At 67.4% G+C, this 17,451-nt stretch carries 14 protein-coding genes; 7 read left to right on the top strand and 7 right to left on the bottom strand.

Going from position 1 to position 17,451, the window contains the following annotated elements; translation table 11 throughout:
* Position 1 precedes the first annotated feature (1 nt).
* The 4 genes from F6X51_RS04230 to F6X51_RS04215 all read right to left on the bottom strand — a co-directional run bounded on the left by F6X51_RS04230 (position 2) and on the right by F6X51_RS04215 (position 5,352).
* On the bottom strand, positions 2-1,243 hold the full coding sequence (locus F6X51_RS04230) for a capsule biosynthesis protein (RefSeq protein WP_150961976.1): 1,242 nt from the start codon (positions 1,241-1,243) through the stop codon (positions 2-4).
* Positions 1,244-1,325: 82 nt separating this feature from the next.
* A complete protein-coding gene (locus F6X51_RS04225) occupies positions 1,326-1,979 on the bottom strand; it encodes an ABC transporter ATP-binding protein (protein ID WP_150961975.1) in 654 nt (217 codons plus the stop codon).
* A gap of 188 nt (positions 1,980-2,167) precedes the next feature.
* Entirely contained in the window at positions 2,168-3,592 is a 1,425-nt protein-coding gene (locus F6X51_RS04220; RefSeq protein ID WP_150961974.1) for an HlyD family type I secretion periplasmic adaptor subunit, read from the bottom strand.
* Positions 3,593-3,597: 5 nt separating this feature from the next.
* A complete protein-coding gene (locus tag F6X51_RS04215) occupies positions 3,598-5,352 on the bottom strand; it encodes a type I secretion system permease/ATPase (protein WP_150961973.1) in 1,755 nt (584 codons plus the stop codon).
* A 539-nt stretch (positions 5,353-5,891) separates the two neighbouring features.
* Here F6X51_RS04215 and F6X51_RS04210 point away from each other — a divergent pair.
* Entirely contained in the window at positions 5,892-8,429 is a 2,538-nt protein-coding gene (locus F6X51_RS04210; RefSeq protein WP_150961972.1) for a glycosyltransferase, read from the top strand.
* Positions 8,430-8,604: 175 nt separating this feature from the next.
* On the opposite strand, the gene F6X51_RS04205 is transcribed toward F6X51_RS04210, so the two are convergent.
* The 3 genes from F6X51_RS04205 to gmd form a co-directional block, all read right to left on the bottom strand.
* Positions 8,605-10,032 carry a mannose-1-phosphate guanylyltransferase/mannose-6-phosphate isomerase gene (locus F6X51_RS04205; protein WP_150961971.1) on the bottom strand — a complete coding sequence of 476 codons (1,428 nt, stop codon included), beginning with the start codon at positions 10,030-10,032 and terminating at the stop codon, positions 8,605-8,607.
* Positions 10,033-10,241: 209 nt separating this feature from the next.
* Positions 10,242-11,228: a GDP-mannose 4,6-dehydratase gene (locus tag F6X51_RS04200; RefSeq protein WP_150961970.1), complete on the bottom strand. Its 987-nt coding sequence runs from the start codon at positions 11,226-11,228 to the stop codon at positions 10,242-10,244.
* A 37-nt stretch (positions 11,229-11,265) separates the two neighbouring features.
* A complete protein-coding gene (gene gmd / locus F6X51_RS04195; RefSeq protein WP_150961969.1) occupies positions 11,266-12,243 on the bottom strand; it encodes a GDP-mannose 4,6-dehydratase in 978 nt (325 codons plus the stop codon).
* A gap of 206 nt (positions 12,244-12,449) precedes the next feature.
* On the opposite strand from gmd, the gene F6X51_RS04190 reads away from it, so the two are divergent.
* The 6 genes from F6X51_RS04190 (at position 12,450) to F6X51_RS04165 (ending at position 17,330) form a co-directional block, all read left to right on the top strand.
* Positions 12,450-12,881, top strand: a complete 432-nt coding sequence (locus F6X51_RS04190; RefSeq protein ID WP_150961968.1) for a hypothetical protein — start codon at positions 12,450-12,452, stop codon at positions 12,879-12,881.
* A 136-nt stretch (positions 12,882-13,017) separates the two neighbouring features.
* The gene (gene rfbC / locus F6X51_RS04185; protein ID WP_150962224.1) at positions 13,018-13,569 is read left to right on the top strand and encodes a dTDP-4-dehydrorhamnose 3,5-epimerase; all 552 of its coding nucleotides are present in this window, start codon (positions 13,018-13,020) and stop codon (positions 13,567-13,569) included.
* Between the two features lie 52 nt (positions 13,570-13,621).
* Complete coding sequence (gene rfbB / locus F6X51_RS04180) at positions 13,622-14,689, top strand: dTDP-glucose 4,6-dehydratase (protein WP_150961967.1); 1,068 nt, start codon at positions 13,622-13,624, stop codon at positions 14,687-14,689.
* Between the two features lie 4 nt (positions 14,690-14,693).
* Positions 14,694-15,590: a dTDP-4-dehydrorhamnose reductase gene (gene rfbD, locus F6X51_RS04175; RefSeq protein WP_150961966.1), complete on the top strand. Its 897-nt coding sequence runs from the start codon at positions 14,694-14,696 to the stop codon at positions 15,588-15,590.
* Between the two features lie 3 nt (positions 15,591-15,593).
* Positions 15,594-16,463, top strand: a complete 870-nt coding sequence (gene rfbA / locus F6X51_RS04170; RefSeq protein WP_150961965.1) for a glucose-1-phosphate thymidylyltransferase RfbA — start codon at positions 15,594-15,596, stop codon at positions 16,461-16,463.
* 72 nt (positions 16,464-16,535) lie between these two features.
* Complete coding sequence (locus tag F6X51_RS04165) at positions 16,536-17,330, top strand: ABC transporter permease (RefSeq protein WP_150961964.1); 795 nt, start codon at positions 16,536-16,538, stop codon at positions 17,328-17,330.
* Positions 17,331-17,451: the final 121 nt, after the last annotated feature.

Here is a 17,451-nt window from a genome sequence, read left to right as displayed (position 1 = left end):
TTCAGGACATCTGCTTGCGGGCGAACAGGGCGCCGGCGAAGAGCACGGCGGCGCCGGCCGCGATCAGGCTGATCATCAGCAGCGCGCGGGGCTGCTGCGCCGACTGGGCCTGAACCGGCTGGACCACGAGGCTGAAGAACTCGATCTGGCGCGCCGCGATGATGCGCGCCCGCTCGCTCGCGGCCAGCACCTTGGCGTAGTACTTCTCGGCGTCCTTGCGCTCGTTCTCCAGGGTCTCGAACCGCGTGAGCGCGTCCGAGAGCAGGCGCTTCTGCTCCGGATCCTGGCTCGCCGATTGCCGCTCGATCCGCGCGATGTTGTCGTCGAGATCCTTGATCTGCGTCTTCAGGTCGAGGATGCGGCGGGATTCCGGCCCGAGATCGCGCTGGCTCAGGGTCAGCTGCACCGAGAGGTTGATGCGGGCGGTGCGCAGCTCGCTGATCACCTTGAGGTTGGCGTCGTTGGTCTTCTGGGCGTCGAGCACGCCCTCGCGGTTGCGCAGGTCGCGGGTGGCGACCCGGATCGCGGTCAGGCGCTCCTCGGCGAGCTTCAGCTCCCGGTTGCTCTCCGCCAGGGCGTCGTTGCGGGCCGCCGTGCTGAGCGCGTTCACCATCCGCTCGCTCTCGCGCAGGACGGCCTGCGTGATCGCCAGCGACTCGGCCGGATCGAAGGCGTTCACCGTCAGGGTCATGATCCCCGAACCCTGCTCGATCTCGACGTCGACGCGGTTGCGCCAATACTTGAGGAACTTCTCGATCGGCTTGTCGGGATTGAAGCGCGACAGGAAATCGGTCTCGGGGCGGGTGAACATCTCCCGGAGCGGTAGCTCGGCCGAGACTGCCTCGACCATCGGCCGGCTGAGGATGTAGTTGTAGGTGATCAGGGTGTCCTGGGCGACCATCGAGTGGGGCACGCCGCTGTTGGTACCGACCGAATCCGGGGACGCCTTCTCGACCGAGCCGATGGCCGGGCGCAGGGCGAAGCGGGCCTCGGTGACGTAGCGGTCGGAGGCGATGAGGCCGTAATAGACCGCGCCGACCAGCGTCGGCAGCACGAAGCAGAGGAGGAAGAGGAGCGGAACCCAGGGGTCGCTCTTGACGTGGCTCGGATAGGAGCGAATGCCCTTCTTGCGGTCCGCGAACCGCGAGAGCCGCGCGATCTGCCGCAGCGAATCGGCGACGGCGGCCGACCGGTCCGCGGTGGTGAGTGGCTGTCCCTGCGGGTTGCGGATCTCGACGGTCATCGATTCTGGTGATTCCGATGCCTGGCGGACAGGCCCCTGTCCCGTCCTGTCGCACCCGTGCGCGGCAAAACCATGTCCACGCTCACGCGTTGAGGCGTCGGTACACCTCGATCGCGTCGTTGACGTCCTCGTAGATGATGGCGCGCCCGTTGAGCAGGACGATCCCCTGGCTGCACCAGGAGCGGATCGTCTCCATGTCGTGCGAGACCATGATGACGTCGGCATGCTCGCGCCGGGCCGCGAAGACCTCCGTGCAGCGCTTGGCGAAGCGCGCATCGCCCACCGCCGTCACCTCGTCGATGAGGTAGCAGTCGAAGGGGATCGCCATGCTCATGCCGAAGGCCAGCCGGGCGCCCATGCCCGAGGAATAGGTCCGGATCGGCACGTCGAGATAGCTGCCGAGCTCCGCGAAATCCTCGACGAATTCCAGCACCCGGCGGGGATCCTCCCCATAGATGCGCGCCACGAAGATGACGTTGTCCCGCCCCGTCATCTGCGGGTGGAACCCGCCGCCGAAGCCCAGCGGCCACGAGACCCGCAGGCCCCGCTTGATCCGCCCGCTCGTCGGCTCCTCGGTGCCGCCGATGAGGCGCATCGTGGTCGACTTGCCGGCACCGTTGATGCCGAGGATCCCGTAACTGACCCCGGGCTTCAGCGTGAGCGAGACCCGCTCCAGGATGGTGCGGCGATGGCCGTCCGTCCGGTAGATCTTGGTCACGTTCTCGAAACGGATCACGGACGGACATCGCTCCCGGTCACGGGGCGAGCCTGCCCGCACCGTTCACCGACCTGCCGCCCGAAAGCGGCGAATCTGAGGATGGGGGTGTCGGCGAGCGAGAGCGTTATTCCGAAATGACCATGCCCGGGTTGTGGCGGGATGTCGGTCCGCTCAATGGAGGATCGAACTGCCCCGTTCAGGCTACCTCAATGCTCGTTGAACGACCGGCCCATCGCCTCGAAGAAGGGCGAGACCATGTAGCTCAGCGCGGTGCGCTCACCCGTGGTGATCACGACCTCGGCGGGCATGCCGGCGACGAGGCGGTCCTTCATCAGGTCGGGGATCTCGAGCTTGCTGATCTCGACGATGCCGAGGAAGTAGGGCTGGCGCGTCGTCTCGTCGATCAGCCGGTCCCGCGAGACCGATTCGAGATTACCGAGGATCGCCGGGATGCGGCGCGAGTGGAAGGTCGGGAACTTGATCTCGGCCGGCATGCCGGCATGGACCGTCTCGAGATCGTTCGGCGAGAACTGGACATGCACCACGAGCTTGTCGTCGTTCGGCACGATCTCCATCAGGGGTTCGCCGGAGCGAACGACCTGGCCCACGGTGTAGACCTTCAGGCCCTGGACCACGCCCGAGCGCGGCGACTTCACCTCGAGCCGCTTCAGGACGTCCTGGGCCACCGAGAACTTCTCGCGCAACTCGGACGCCTTCTGGCGTGCCTCGAGGAGCTGGCCGGCCACGTCCTCCTGGAACTTCTGCTTGATCTGCGTGATCTGCAGGCCCGCCTCGCCGATGCCGTTCTCGGCCTTCGCCGTGTCGGCGATCGAGCGGCCGATGACGCCTTCGAGGCGGGTGCGCTCGCGCTCCATCACGAGGAGGCGCGAGAGCGGGATGAGGTTCTTCTCGCGCAGGGCGCGCAGACCGGTCAGCTCCTGGTTGATGAAGCCGACCTGCTCCTCGACGGAGGTCTTCTCGACGGCAAGCCCCCGGATCTCGGTCTTGAGCTGGGTGATGCGGGCCTCGAGCAGCTCGATCTGGCCCTTGAGCGAAGCCTGCCGCTCCTTGAACTGATTCGTCTGATCGCTGATCACCCGCGCCAGCAGGGGTTCGGTGCGGCGGGCGACGATCTCCTGCGGGAGCTCGGGCGCGGACGCACCGTCGCGCTCGGCCGACAGGCGGGCCTCGAGGACGAGGGTCGCATCGAGCTGGCCGCGGAACAGGTCGACGCTCGCGCGCGACTGGACCGGGTCGAGGCGCATCAGCACCGCCCCCTGCTCGACGGTCTGGCCTTCCTTCACGAGGATCTCGCGGACCATGCCGCCCTCGTAGTGCTGAACGACCTTGCGGCTGTTCTCCACCGTGATGGTGCCGGGGCTCACCACGGCCCGGTCGAGCCGCGCCACCGCGGCCCAGGCGCCCATCACCCCGAAGGTCGAGAAGATGAGCGCGTAGCCCGCGATGGCGTGGTGCTTCCAGGTCGTCAGGCCGCGCGGATGGCGCAGGGCCTCCGTGACGGCGGGGGAGTTCGTGGCGGCCTCGCCGCTCGGAACCCCGATTCGGTCGATCGCGGTCTTCAGGGTCGCGGCGGTGGGGAGAGAAATCTTCGCCGGAAGCTTGATCTTCATGGCCTTCAACCTGCCGCCCGTTGCGCTTCCATGCCGAGGCGCGGCGCCGCAGCCCCGCCCACCGCCGCCGCCGGATTCGGCACGACCCGCGGACCGGCGACGCGGCCGAGGATCTCCTCGCGGGGGCCATAGGCCTGCACGGTGCCGCTGTTCATCACCAGGACGGTGTCGACCGCCGTCAGGATGTTGACCTTGTGGGTCACGATCATGATCGTCGTGCCCAGGCGCTTCAACTCCTGGACGGCCTGCATCAGGGCTTCCTCGCCGGCGGCGTCGAGGCTGGCATTCGGCTCGTCGAGGACGATGAAGCTCGGGTTGCCGTACATGGCGCGGGCCAGGGCGATCCGCTGGCGCTGGCCGCCCGAAAGCGCCTGGCCGCCATTGCCGATCTGGGTGTTGTAGCCCTCCGGAAGCGACTGGATCAGCTCGTGGCAGCCCGCCTTCTGGGCGACTGCGATCACGGCCTCCTCGTCAATCTCCTCGAAGCGGGCGATGTTCTGCGCGACCGTTCCGGCGAACAGCTCGACATCCTGGGGCAGGTAGCCGATGTGGCGGCCGAGCACCTGCGGATCCCAGTGCGAGAGATCGGATCCATCGATGCGCAGCGATCCGCCGACGATCGGCCAGACCCCCGTCACGGCGCGCGCCAGGCTCGACTTGCCGGCGGCGCTGGGGCCGACCACCCCCACGATGGTGCCCGGCGCGAGGCGGAAGCTCACGCCGCGCAGGATCGCCTGCTGCTTGCCCGGTGCCGCGACGACGAGGTTCTCGGCGTCGATCTGGCCCTTCGGCCGCGGCAGGTTCATGCGCTCGGGCTCGGGGCCCGCGATCTCGATGAGGCGCACGAGGCGGCCGTAGCTGGCGCGCACCGCCGTGAAGCCCTTCCAGTTCGCCACCAAGAGTTCGACCGGCGCCAGGGCGCGACCGATGATGATGGAGGCAGCGATCATCGAGCCCGGCGAGATCTCCCGATGGATCGCCAGGTAGGCGCCGACGCCGAGGATCAGCGTCTGCAGGAACATGCGTACGAACTTCGTCGAGGCGACGATGAGGCCGGCCCGGTCGCTGGCCAGCGCCTGCAGGGTCAGGACCTCGGCATGGCGGCGGCCCCAGAGCGTCCGCAGGGCACCGAGCATGCCCATCGCCTGCAGAACCTCGCCGTTCCGGAACGTCGCCTGCGCGTATTGGCCGGCCGCGTTCGAGGCCTGGCTCGCCGCGGCGAGCTCACGCTTCGTCACGACTTCGTTGATGATCGTCAGCGCGAAGATCATCAGGCCGCCGATGATCGCCATCCAGCCGAACCAGGGATGCAGGATGAAGCAGGCGAGCAGGAAGATCGGCGTCCAGGGGGCGTCGCAGAACGCCAGCAGGCCGCTGCCGGTCAGGAACTCGCGCACCGCATCGACGTCGCGCAGCGCGACCGCGTGACCGCCCTCGGGATTGCGCAGGTTGCCGCGGTGGACCGCGCCGAAGATCGGGCCGGCGATCTTCTCGTCGAACAGGATGCCGCCGCGCACCAGCAGGCGGGAGCGGAGCATCTCCAGCAACGCGTAGACCACCAGCGCGAAAGCCGCGATCACCGTGATGCCGACGAGTGTCGTCTCGTTACGGCTGCCGAGAACGCGATCGTAAACCTGCAGCATATACAGCGGGCTCACGAACATCAGCAGATTGATGAAAAAGCTGAATACGATAGCCGTGACGAAGACAGGCCGCGTCGCCTTGATGCCATCCTTCAAGATAGACGGTCCTGCGCCCATGCCCCTCGTGCTCATTCTGTGGACCTATGGCGTTCAACGCGATGTTGAAGGAATCAGAAGGGTTTACAGATTAAGGTTTTGTGAACGGATAAACTGACAAGCTTGGGAACCGGGGATTTTCCCTTGGCAGGAGACGGGAAAAGTCAATTCTTCGGAGGCCCGACTCAGGCGCCACGCTGGCTTTTAGTCATCCCATCGGCAGCCAAATCCCCTAACAGAATGTTCGGTGCCTGACCATACCTGCCAATGGGCGGAAACGGATTCTCATCGGGTTCGGGGGCAACTTAGCGGTGGGTGTCGCCGCGGGGACTCACCTGCCTGCTGACCACCACCGTTTCCCCCAATCAAGCCGGATTGTGGTCCGCCAATGGCTCCAGCATGACCGGCGGGTAGTCAGGCATCTCGGCAAAATCGAGGCGGCATCGCAACGCGTTGGCCGCAGGCGCCTACCCCTCCTGTACCGATGCACAGGGCACAGCGGGGGCCCGAGAGCGCAAGCGCTTGCCCTCCCCAAGCTAGCCTGACAGAGACTGTCCGATATGGCGATCAATCGCGTTTCACTTCGGGCTCTCGCGAGCCTTCTGCGTCTCTCCCCGTCCGCTCCTCCGATCACAGTGCCTCCGAACCTTCGGGGCAGTGTCGACGCCTATCGCGGTGGTGTCCTCACCGGGTGGGCCTACGATCCCAAGAATCCGGATGCCGCCGTACCAGTCGAGGCACGGCTCGGCGGCGTCGTGGTGGCGCGTGAGCGCGCTGACCGGTTTCGTGAGGATTTAAAGGCCGCTAAGATCGGATCCGGGCGCCACGCCTTCGCGATGCGCTTGGAGCCGGACATCATTGCCAAGGAAAAGCTGCCGGGACAGGTGCTGGAGGTCTATGTCGTCGGCAACCCAGCCAAGTTCCTCGGAAAACTCTCGATCTCGCAAGTCTTTCAGCCAGACGCGTCGCAGGAAATTCCCTACGCGATCATTCAAGGCATGCAGGAGAGAGTTCTCGCAAGCCTTGGCGTGATATCGCCTGCGAACGGCGCAGAGGTCAAACCTCCGGCCAAATCTGCGGCGGCGCATCCGGCTTACATGCCCCTACTCAGAGCCGTTGGACACGAGGAGCGCGCGTTCAATTTTGGCGAATTCTCTCGAAGGCCGCTGCTCTCGCCCTATGCCGAGCAGTTGAGGGACCGCCTCAACCTCAAGGAGCGCTTCCCGGGAGATGATGATCAGGACCACTTCTACCGGTGGTACATCGATGAGTACGGCAGTACCCGGTACCCGCATCGGGCGCCGTTCACTGCGCGGGAAATCTCGTACTTGAATGAACCGATCCCCCTCGGTGGCAGCAAGTACGCTCTGTCGCGCGTTGCCTTGTGGTATGCACTCGACGATGTCGAAATCCGCACGTCCCTCGCCCTCGCGACGGATCCCGGATATCGCCGCGTCGCCTATTGGTGGGCCAGTCAGAAGGCAAACGCGCTCCATGTAGAGGATTGCCTTGTCTCTCACCGCATGGAGACGTTCCTGAGGGCGATACCAGGACCGTCGCAGCGAAGCTTCCTGCCGCTCTCCACCTTCATGGAAGAGGCCTTCGCCCACGATCCCAACTTGTCCTGGGTCTCGAATATGGACGATTCGCAGATCCGGATCTGCTGCTACTTCGTGGTGCTCCTCGAGGCAGCCCATAATCCCGGGATCCTGAGATTTCTTCCGAGAGAAGTAATCGATTACTTTCTCCTTGATCGCAGCCCTAACTTCGAGCTTGTTTCCACATATATTGCTGACAGATGCGAGAGCCGGAACAGGCTTACCCTCAAAACCTATCAAGCGCTGATCGACAGGCAGGGCTTCGACATCGCACGTGCGTGCTACAGGACGCTGACGCCGGATGGCGATCGGATCGATGCGGCGCGCCTGCGACCACGGGCAGCCGCAGATTCGCGAGCGTTCGTTCAGGTCATTGCACCGTTCGAGAAGACGTCGGGCTTGGCCACCGCAGGGCGGTCGACGCGTGAATTGATCAGGCATACGGGCATTCCGGCCCGTTCGGTCAATTTTTCGATCGATAACCCGCAACCCGGTGCCGATGATAGTGATTACGATCAGATTTTATCCGCTGGGGCCGCGGTCAACGTCATTCACATCAACGCCGATCTTTTGCCGCTTGTCTTTGCGTACTCACCGGACGTGTTTACCGGCTCGTACAATGTCGGATTTTTTTTCTGGGAGCTCGACAAGATCCCGACATGCCATCGGCTGGCTCTCGAGCTTGTCGACGAGATTTGGGTGGCTTCCGAGTACAATCGCCGCTGCTACGCGCAAGCGACAAAGAAGCCGGTCTTGAATATGCGCCTGGCCGCTCAAGATCTCGCCTCGATCGACGTCGCGAGCGCTCGCTCCGAGATGAATGCACTCGCGGGTACGACCGACGAGGTATTTATCTTCTTCCTGACCTACGACTCGCTATCTTATATACAGCGGAAAAATCCGATGGCTGCAATTAGGGCTTTTCGCGAGGCTTTCCCTGACGAACGCGATGTGAGGCTCGTGATCAAAACGCACAATGCGTCCGTGATCAACGAATCGGGAACGTCCCACGAGTGGCGATATCTGCTCGACGCCTGTCAGTCCGATTCGCGCATCAGCCTGATCGATCGCACGGTGAGTCACGAGACAATCCTGCAATTAGTCAGTGCGGCCGATTGCTACGTCTCATTACACCGCTCGGAGGGCTTCGGCCTCGGCATGCTGGAGGCGATGCAACTCGGCACGCCCGTCGCCTGCACCGGGTACTCGGGAAATGCGGATTTCTGCACGCCGGAAACCGCCTGGTTGATCGAGTATGACGAGGTTCGGCCAAAGGCGGGCGACTATGCCTATGCCGGTCCCGAGCACCGTTGGGCGGAGCCGCGTCACGCAAGCACTGTGAAAATCCTCAGGGCGGTCCGTAGGAATGCGGCGGAGCGGACGCGTCGCGCGACCAACGCATCCGAATTGGTGTCGGAACGGTATCGGCCAGAGACCCTGTCCCGCCTCATCGGTGTCCGGATCCGGCAGATCTGCTCGGACCGCGGTATCCAGATCTAACGAGGAGCCGCGATCCGCAGAATGCTTCTGGATCGCCGGCGTCCCTCCGAACTAAATCGGATGCGTCGTCGATTGCAGCGAAGACTTGCTGCCGCCGCAGCCAACGCTTCCGGTGATCAGCTCCGTGCCGAATCAATCGGATTTCCGCGCGAGCGAAGTTGGACCGCTGCGTCACTTATCGTCCGTAGACGTCCTCGACGCGGATGATGTCGTCCTCGCCCGTATAGGAGCCGACCTGCACCTCGATGAGTTCGAGGGGGATCTTGCCGGGGTTGGTCAGGCGGTGCATCGAGCCGATCGGCAAGTAGATCGCCTCGTTCTCATGCACCAGCACCACCCGCTCGTTCAGCGTCACCTCGGCCGTGCCGCGCACCACCACCCAGTGCTCGGCCCGGTGATAATGCTTCTGCAGCGACAAGCGCCCGCCCGGCGAGACCTGGATCCGCTTCACCTGGAAGCGCTCGCCGATGTCGATGCGCTGGTACCAGCCCCAGGGGCGGTACATGCGCCGATGCGCCTCGGCTTCCGGGTAGCCCTTGGCCCGCAGCACGCCCACCAGATCCTTGACCTGGCCGGCTTGGGCCTTGGACGTCACCAGCACGGCGTCGGGGGTCGAGACCACCACGACATCCTCGAGCCCCACCACCGCGGTCACGTGCTCGCCCTCGCTGTGCACGAGGCTGCCGCGGGTGTCGATCAGCTCGACCCGGCCCCGCACGGCGTTGCCCGAGGCGTCCTGCGCGAGCACGCTCCAGACCGCATCCCAGGTGCCGACATCGGACCACGCGAACGAGACGGGGAGCACCCCGGCCAACCGGGTCCGCTCCATCACCGCGTAATCGATCGAGGTCTTGGGCGCCTGCGCGAAGGCCGCCGCGTCGAGGCGCACGAAGTCGAGGTCGCGCACCGCGTTGTCGAGGGCGGCCCGCGCGGCCGCCAGGATCGCGGGGGCATGCGCCTCGAGTTCCGCCAGCATCACGTCGGCCCGGAACAGGAAGTACCCGGAATTCCAGACCGCCCCCTCCGCGAGCAGGCGCTCGGCACCGGCGCGGTCCGGCTTCTCGACGAAGCGGGCGACCGCGTAGGCGCCGGGCGCCTCGGGCAGGTCCTCCCCCGGCTGAATGTAGCCGTAGGCGGTGGCCGGGCCGGTCGGCGTGATGCCCAGCGTCATGATGTGGCCGGCCCGCGCGCCCTCCGCCGCGGCGCTGGCGGCGGCCACGAAGGCGTGCGTATCGCCGATGACGTGGTCAGCGGCCAGGATCAGGACGACGGCTTTCGGGTCGGTGCGGGCGGCGTGGCAGGCCGCCACCGCGACGGCGGCGGCCGAATCGCGCCGCTCGGGTTCGAGCAGAATGTCGGCCGGCACCCCGGCCTCGGCCAGCTGTTCGGCGACGATGAAGCGGGCCTCGGCCTGCGTGAGGACGCTGAGGCGCCCGAACACCGCCGGGTCGGCGACGCGGGCCGCCGTGGCCTGGAAGGTCGACTCGGTCTCGCTGACGAGCCGCGAGAACTGCTTGGGCATGCTCTCGCGCGAGGCGGGCCAAAGCCGCGTCCCGGAACCGCCGCACAGGATCACCGGGAGGATCAGGTCAGGCTGAGACATCGCACACCGCCGCATTGACTTCCGGAAGGCTGCTCACGTGGGAGCAACGTGCCCCCTTCTGAACGATCGCGGCCGGCTCTGTAAACGTTGCCCGGCGCCGCCACGGCTGCGAAGCCGTCACGATTCCAGGACGTCGCTTCATTCGAGACGTGCAGTCCGATCGGGCAAATCCGGGCCGAAGCCCGGGCGCCCGCCCGGCGAGGGGCCGATCAGCCCGATCCCTCGCGGGCCACCGTCTCCCGCCAGAAATCGAGGGTGTCGGCGAGCGTCGTCTCCCAGGCAATGCGGGGTGCCCAGCCGAGGGCGGCGCGCGCGCGCGACGCGTCCCCGATCGCCAGCGGCGTATCGTTTGGCCGCATCCGCGCCGGATCGGGCTCGATCCGGATCTCGCGACGCGCCAGCGCCCGCAGGCCTTCGAGCGCGTCGCCGATCCGACGCGGAACCCCGGAGGCGATGTTCAGGATCGTGCCGCTCGCGAGATCGGGCAGAAAGATCGCCCGCACATAGGCGTCCACGACGTCGCGCACGTCGAGGAAGTCGCGCAGGGCGTCGAGGTTGCCGACCTGAAGCGTCGGGGGCTGGAGCCCGGCCTCGATGCGGGCGACCTGCGCCGCGAAGGCCGGCACCACGAAGGCCGTCGTCTGCCCGGGGCCCGTGTGGTTGAACGGCCGGAGCCGCACCGACCTCAGGCCGTCTCGGGCCATCTGGCCGACGAGCAGGTCGGCCGCGGCCTTCGACGCGGCGTAGGGGTTCGTCGGGTCGAGGAGCGCGGCCTCGTCGAGGGCGCTCGTGCGCGCCTTGAAGGTGCCGCCGTAGACCTCCGAGGTGCCGACGAAGAGAAAGCGCGCCTCGGGGGCCTCCCGCATCACCGCCCCGGCGAGAGTCATCGTTCCGATCAGGTTGATGCGGAATGTCCGCTCCGGGTCGAGGCGTGCCTCCTGGAGCGCCGCGATCGCCGCGAGGTGCACCACGGCGGTCGGCCGCACCGACCGGATGGCGGCGCGCACCTGCCCGGGATCCGTGATGTCGAGGTCGACGGTCTCGCAGGCCGCGACCGGGTCCTGACCCGAAGCGCCCGGCGACGCGCCGTGCCGGCCGGCGACGATCCGGATCTCCGCCCCGTACGCGGCCAGCGCATGGACAAGGTGACGCCCCACGAACCCGCCCGCACCCGTGACGAAGATGCGCTCCGTCATGTCCGCGTCTCCGATCGCGACCCCACGTGCTGCCGCTCTAGCGAATGCCGGAGAGCCGCTTGAGGTCGGCGTCCACCATTTCCTGGATCATCGCCTCGAGGGTCGTCTCGGGCTCCCAGCCCAGCTTGGCCTTCGCCTTGCCCGGATTGCCGAGCAGCACGTCGACTTCGGCCGGGCGGAACAGGTCGGGGTCGATCACGAGATACTTGTCCAACGACAGCCCGACATGGTCGAAGGCGATGCGGCACATGTCGCGAACCGTCACGGTGCGGCCGGTCGCCACGACGTAGTCGTCGGCGACGTCCTGCTGCAGCATCAGCCACATCGCCCTGACGTAGTCCCGGGCATGGCCCCAGTCGCGCTTGGCGTCGATGTTGCCGAGGCGCAACTCGTGGCCGAGGCCGAGCTTGATCCGGGCGACCCCGTCCGTCACCTTCCGGGTCACGAACTCGATGCCGCGCAGCGGGCTCTCGTGGTTGAAAAGGATGCCGCTCGACGCGTGCAGGCCGAAGCTCTCCCGGTAATTCACCGTCATCCAGTGGCCGTAGAGCTTGGCCGCGGCGTAGGGCGAGCGCGGGTAGAACGGGGTCGTCTCGCTCTGCATCGGCTCCTGGATCAGGCCGTACATCTCGGAGGACGAGGCCTGGTAGAAGCGGGCGTCCGGCTTCTCGATCCGGACGGCTTCGAGCACGTTGGCGCAGCCGAGGCCGGTGACCGCCCCGGTCAGAAGCGGCTGCTGCCAGGAGGTCTTGACGAAGGATTGCGCCGCCAGGTTGTAGACTTCATCGGGTTGAACGGAGCGCACGACCCGCATCAGGCTCGACAGGTCCGAGAGATCGCCGTCGACGAGCTTGACGTCGTCCACGATGCCGAGCCAGCGCAGGCGCAGGTCGTTCACGTCCGTCGTGCTGGAACGCCGAACCAGCCCATGGACCTCGTATCCGTTCCGATGGAGGAGCTGAGCCAGATAGGCTCCGTCCTGACCGGTGATACCGGTGATCAAGGCCTTCTTCATGAAACGCTCTGCTGTCCAGTCTGAGGAAATCGCGCTCGCGCGGCTCAGGACGCGATATAGCCCCACAACCCGGACGTCAAAGTTCGCGTGCCCGTCCGCTGCGCGCTCGCGCGAACACAGGGCGCGAAAGCAGGGATTGCATCGGGACGGCGCTTATGGCCATCCCTTGTGGAATCCTCCACGCCGCCAGCCCTCGGAGATCCGTCATGTCGCGGCTCGTCAATCTCGAGCGTTTCGCCAAGGTCCGCGCCCTGCACGACAGCACGGACCATGAGGGCGAGCGGGCCGCGGCTCGCCAATACCTCGACGCGGTCGCCGCGGAGGGGCTCCCCGGCGCTCCTGTCCAGGGCGCCGCGACGGCTGGCCCCTCCGCGCAGGCAGCGGGTGAGATCTACCTGGAGGTCCAGCTGTACGGGCAGGTTGGTCCGTTCCGGGTCATGCGGGTCGTGCGCAGCGATGTCAGCCTCGGCCTCACCCACGTCGTCGTGGTCAGCCGCACCGAGCGCGAGCCGACCTTCATCGCGGGCTTTCCCGACACGGAAGAGGGCATCGGCATCGCCGATTACGTCGGTCCCGCCGTCGTCCAGGCCCTCGCCCTGGCCCGGGGCGGAGCCGGCGCTGCGGGCGAGCGCGCGTGAGCCCTCGCGGGAAGAGGCGAGGGGCACGTCGCCGGTCCGTGCAACGGGATGCCGACGCTTTCCTTGACAGGGCGGCCGTGATCCGACGATTCCGGCCCGCGCGGGGCTCGGGCGTCCCGCGGGACGAGGACGCGTGATGCAGGTGGTCGAGACGGACATCCCGGCGGTGAAGGTGGTTCGACCGGCGCGTTTCGGAGACGATCGCGGCTGGTTCTCCGAGACCTACCGGGCCGACCGGCTCGGCCAGGCCGGGATCGACACTGCCTTCGTGCAGGACAACCAGTCCTTCTCCGCTCCCGTCGGCACCGTGCGGGGCCTGCATTTCCAGTTGCCCCCCGCGGCCCAGGCCAAGCTCGTGCGCGTGCTCGCCGGTGCCATCCTGGACGTCGCCGTCGACCTGCGCCGAGCCTCCCCCACCTACGGCCGCCACGTGGCGGTGCGCCTCGACGCGGCCGGGGGCGACCAGCTCTTCGTGCCGGCCGGCTTCGCCCACGGCTTCTGCACCCTCGAGGCCGACACCATGGTGGCCTACAAGGTCGATGCCTATTACAGCCCCGCCCACGACCGGGCACTCCTGTGGAACGACCCGGCGCTGGCCATCGCCTGGCCGGTCACGGCCGAGACCGCCATCCTGTCGGGCAAGGACAAGCTCGCCCCGACGCTCGCCGCCCTGCCCGAGACGTTCTGAGCCGAGATGTTCGGCGTCGGCCCCGGCCCGGCGCCCGTGAGAGGAGACGCCCATGCGCATTCTGGTGACCGGGGGCTGCGGCTTCATCGGCTCGGCCCTCGTCCTGCACCTCGTCGCGGAACTCGGCCACGAGGTGATGACGCTCGATGCGCTCACCTACGCGGCCAATCCCGTCTCCCTGGCGGCGCTCGCCGACGATCCGCGCCACCGCCTCGTCGAGGCCGACATCTGCGATACCGCCGCCGTGCGGGCCGCGTTCGCCGCGTTCGCGCCGCAGGCCGTGATGCACCTGGCCGCCGAGAGCCATGTCGACCGCTCGATCAGCGAGCCGGGCGCCTTCATCCGCACCAACGTGATCGGCACGCAGGTGATGCTCGATGCCGCCCGCGGCCATTTCGAAGGCCTGAGCGGGTCCGAGCGCGCCGCCTTCCGCTTCCTCCACGTCTCGACCGACGAGGTCTACGGTTCCCTGCCCCCCGGCGGGTTCTTCACCGAGGCGAGCCGCTACGACCCGCGCTCGCCCTACTCGGCCTCGAAGGCAGCGTCCGACCACCTGGCGCGCGCCTGGCACGAGACCTACGGCCTGCCGGTTCTGGTGACGAACTGCTCGAACAATTACGGGCCGCGCCACTTCCCCGAGAAGCTGATCCCGCTGATGATCCTCAACGCGCTGGAGGGCAAGCCGCTGCCGGTCTACGGAGACGGGCTGAACGAGCGGGACTGGATCCACGTCGAGGACCACGCAGGCGGGCTGGTGGCGGTGCTGGAGCGGGGCCGGATCGGCGAGACCTACCTGCTCGGCGGGCGGGCGGTGCGCTCGAACCTCGACGTGGTGAGAGCCCTGTGCGCGGCCTTCGACGCCGTGCGGCCGGACCGGGGCCCGCACGAGCGCCTGATCACCTTCGTGGCCGACCGGCCGGGCCACGACCGGCGCTACGCCATCGACCCGGGCAAGGCGGAGGCAGAGCTCGGCTGGTCCCCGTCGAAGCGCTTCGAGGCAGCCCTCACCGAGACGGTGCGGTGGTATCTCGACAACGAGGCCTGGTGGCGCCCGATCCGCGAGGGCCGCTACAAGGGCGAGCGGCTCGGCCTCGGCGCGAGCCCGGCCGCGGGTCGCTGAGCGCATGGATATCCTGATCCTCGGCGGCGCCGGCCAGGTCGGCACGGAACTGCGGCAGGCCCCCTGGCCCGAGGGTGTGCGCCTGCACGCGCCGGACCGGGGCAGTCTCGACATCGCCGACGAGACGGCGCTCGCGCGTGCGCTCGGGGCGCGCAGCTACGCGGTCGTGATCAACGCCGCCGCCTACACGGCCGTCGACAAGGCCGAGACGGAGGTCGGAGAGGCCTGGCGGCTCAATGCCCTGGCGCCGGCCTATCTCGCCGCCGAGACGCGCCGGCGCGCCGTCCCCCTCGTGCAGGTCTCGACCGACTACGTCTTCGACGGGACGGGCACCGGGCCCTACGCCCCCGACGCCCCCGTCAATCCGCAGAGCGTCTACGGCGCCAGCAAGGCGGCCGGCGAGTGGGCGGTGCGCAGTGCCAACCCGCACCACGCCATCCTGCGCACCGCCTGGGTGGTGAGCCCGCACCGGGGCAACTTCGTCAAGACGATGCTGCGCCTCGGGTCCGAGCGGGATCGGCTCGGCGTCGTCGACGACCAGCAGGGCTGCCCGACCTCCGCCGCCGACCTCGCGGCGGCCCTCGTGGTGATCGCGACCCGCCTCGCCGCCGACCCGCAGGCGCCGACGGGCACGTTCCATTGCGTCAATGCGGGCGTGACCACGTGGTGCGGCTTCGCCCGGGCGATCCTCGCGGGGGCGGCGCGGCGCGGCGGGCGCGCGGTGCCGGTGGACGCCATCCCGACGAGCGCCTATCCGACGCCGGCCCGGCGGCCGCACAATTCCGAACTCTCGACGACGAGCCTGACCCGGGCCTTCGGGATCGCGCCGCGGCCCTGGGCCGAGGCGCTCGACGACATCCTCGATCGGCTCGTCGGGCCGGTCGCCAGCCAGGAGCGCTGAGACATGAAGGGCATCGTACTGGCCGGCGGCTCCGGCACGCGCCTGCACCCGGCGACGCTGTCGATCAACAAGCAGCTGCTGCCGGTCTACGACAAGCCGATGATCTATTATCCGGTCTCGGTGCTGATGCTGGCGGGCATCCGGGAGATCCTGATCATCTCCAGCCCTGAGCACCTCGACAATTACAAGCGTCTGTTCGGCACCGGCGAGCAGTTCGGTCTGAGCTTCTCCTACGCGGTTCAGCCGCGCCCCGAGGGGCTGGCTCAGGCCTTCGTGATCGGGCGCGACTTCGTCGGTGCGGATCCGGTCGCCCTGATCCTCGGCGACAACCTGTTCTTCGGCGCCGGCATGTCGGAGCTGCTGGCGCGCGCCGCCGGGCGCGGGGCGGGCGCCACGATCTTCGCCTACCACGTCGAGAACCCGCAGGCCTACGGCGTGGTCAGTCTCACCCCCGAGGGACGGCCGACCAGGATCGTGGAGAAGCCGCGGGCGCCCGATTCGACCTGGGCGGTGACGGGGCTGTACTTCTACGACAACCAGGTCCTCGACATCGCCGCCGGGGTGCGGCCGTCGGCGCGGGGCGAGCTCGAGATCACGAGCGTGAACGAGGCCTACCTGCAGCGCGGGCAGCTCGCCGTCGAGCGCATGGGCCGGGGCTATGCCTGGCTCGACACCGGCACCCATGACAGCCTGCTGGAAGCCTCCGAGTTCGTGCGCACGATCCAGAACCGGCAGGGGCTGCAGGTGGCCTGCCTGGAGGAGATCGCCTTCCTGCAGGGCTTCATCGACCGCGCGCAGCTCGTCGCCCGGGGCGAGCTCTTCGCCAAGACCGCCTACGGGCAGAACCTGCTGCGCCTCGCCCAGGAGTGCTGAGGCGCCGCTCCATATTTCAGTCGTGATCGTGGGCCAGGGAGGGGCGCGAGACCTCCGGGCCCAGAACACCTCATGATCACCGATCAGCAAGCCCTGGCGCCCCGGCGCACCCGCATGGACGCCTACCTGCAGGTGCTCCATGCCCTGATGCTGCGCGACATGCGCACCCGCTTCGGCGGTTCCTATTTCGGCTACGCCGTGGTCGTGCTCTGGCCGGTGGTGCACACCTTCATCCTGGTCGCCATCTACGTGTTCCGCAAGGTTCCGGCGCCGCTCGGCGACAGCCGGGCCCTGTTCTTCGCCTCCGGCGCGGTGCCGGTGCTGATCTTCCAGTACATCTCCCGCGAGGTGATGAAGTCGGTCCTGATGAACAAGCCCCTGACCTATTATCCGCAGGTCAAGAATTTCGACGTCATCTTCGCCCGCATCCTTGTCGAGATCGTCACCGGCTTCCTCGGGCTGATGCTGGTGTTCCTGATCCTGCTCGCGATCGGGGTCGATCCGCGGCCGGCCGATCCGGTGATGGCGGTCGGCGGCTACCTGGCGGCGATCCTGCTCGGCATCGGCATCGGGACGATCAATGTCGGCATCGCGTCGTTCTTCCCGGGCTGGCTGATGGGCTACGCCCTGTTCGGGATCATCATGTACATCTCGAGCGGGGTCTTCATCCTGCCGAACTACCTGCCCGAGCAGATGTATGAGGTCCTCAAGTGGAACCCGGCGCTGCAGATCGTCGAGTGGGTGCGGCTCGGCTATTACCCGGGTCTCCAAGTGCAGGTCGATTATCTCTACATCATCCTGTTCGCCCTGACCTCTCTGACGATCGGGCTGCTCCTCGAGCGCCACGTCCTGCGCAAGCGCACCTGAGGTCGGGCCGGCTGCGAGACGGTGTCGGTTTTTCGGCGCTGCAATTGCTGCGTGCCGTCAACCCTCGGATACGTGTCGCGCTCAGGTCACAAATGGCGGGCGATTGAACCGAGGCGGGAAA

It is taken from the genome of Methylobacterium planeticum (genome assembly GCF_008806345.1).
GTDB classification, from domain to species: Bacteria; Pseudomonadota; Alphaproteobacteria; order Rhizobiales; family Beijerinckiaceae; genus Methylobacterium; species Methylobacterium planeticum.
This window is presented reverse-complemented; position numbering and strand designations above follow the sequence as displayed.

Bases quoted from the DNA above. Each gene is read 5' to 3' on its own strand.
- F6X51_RS04220 (WP_150961974.1), bottom strand. From the start codon at position 3,592: ATGAAGATCAAGCTTCCGGCGAAGATTTCTCTCCCCACCGCCGCGACC.
- F6X51_RS04210 (WP_150961972.1), top strand. From the start codon at position 5,892: ATGGCGATCAATCGCGTTTCACTTCGGGCTCTCGCGAGCCTTCTGCGT.
- F6X51_RS04200 (WP_150961970.1), bottom strand. From the start codon at position 11,228: ATGACGGAGCGCATCTTCGTCACGGGTGCGGGCGGGTTCGTGGGGCGT.
- F6X51_RS04215 (WP_150961973.1), bottom strand. From the start codon at position 5,352: ATGGGCGCAGGACCGTCTATCTTGAAGGATGGCATCAAGGCGACGCGG.
- gmd (WP_150961969.1), bottom strand. From the start codon at position 12,243: ATGAAGAAGGCCTTGATCACCGGTATCACCGGTCAGGACGGAGCCTAT.
- F6X51_RS04190 (WP_150961968.1), top strand. From the start codon at position 12,450: ATGTCGCGGCTCGTCAATCTCGAGCGTTTCGCCAAGGTCCGCGCCCTG.
- rfbD (WP_150961966.1), top strand. From the start codon at position 14,694: ATGGATATCCTGATCCTCGGCGGCGCCGGCCAGGTCGGCACGGAACTG.
- F6X51_RS04205 (WP_150961971.1), bottom strand. From the start codon at position 10,032: ATGTCTCAGCCTGACCTGATCCTCCCGGTGATCCTGTGCGGCGGTTCC.
- F6X51_RS04230 (WP_150961976.1), bottom strand. From the start codon at position 1,243: ATGACCGTCGAGATCCGCAACCCGCAGGGACAGCCACTCACCACCGCG.
- rfbC (WP_150962224.1), top strand. From the start codon at position 13,018: ATGCAGGTGGTCGAGACGGACATCCCGGCGGTGAAGGTGGTTCGACCG.
- F6X51_RS04165 (WP_150961964.1), top strand. From the start codon at position 16,536: ATGATCACCGATCAGCAAGCCCTGGCGCCCCGGCGCACCCGCATGGAC.
- rfbA (WP_150961965.1), top strand. From the start codon at position 15,594: ATGAAGGGCATCGTACTGGCCGGCGGCTCCGGCACGCGCCTGCACCCG.
- rfbB (WP_150961967.1), top strand. From the start codon at position 13,622: ATGCGCATTCTGGTGACCGGGGGCTGCGGCTTCATCGGCTCGGCCCTC.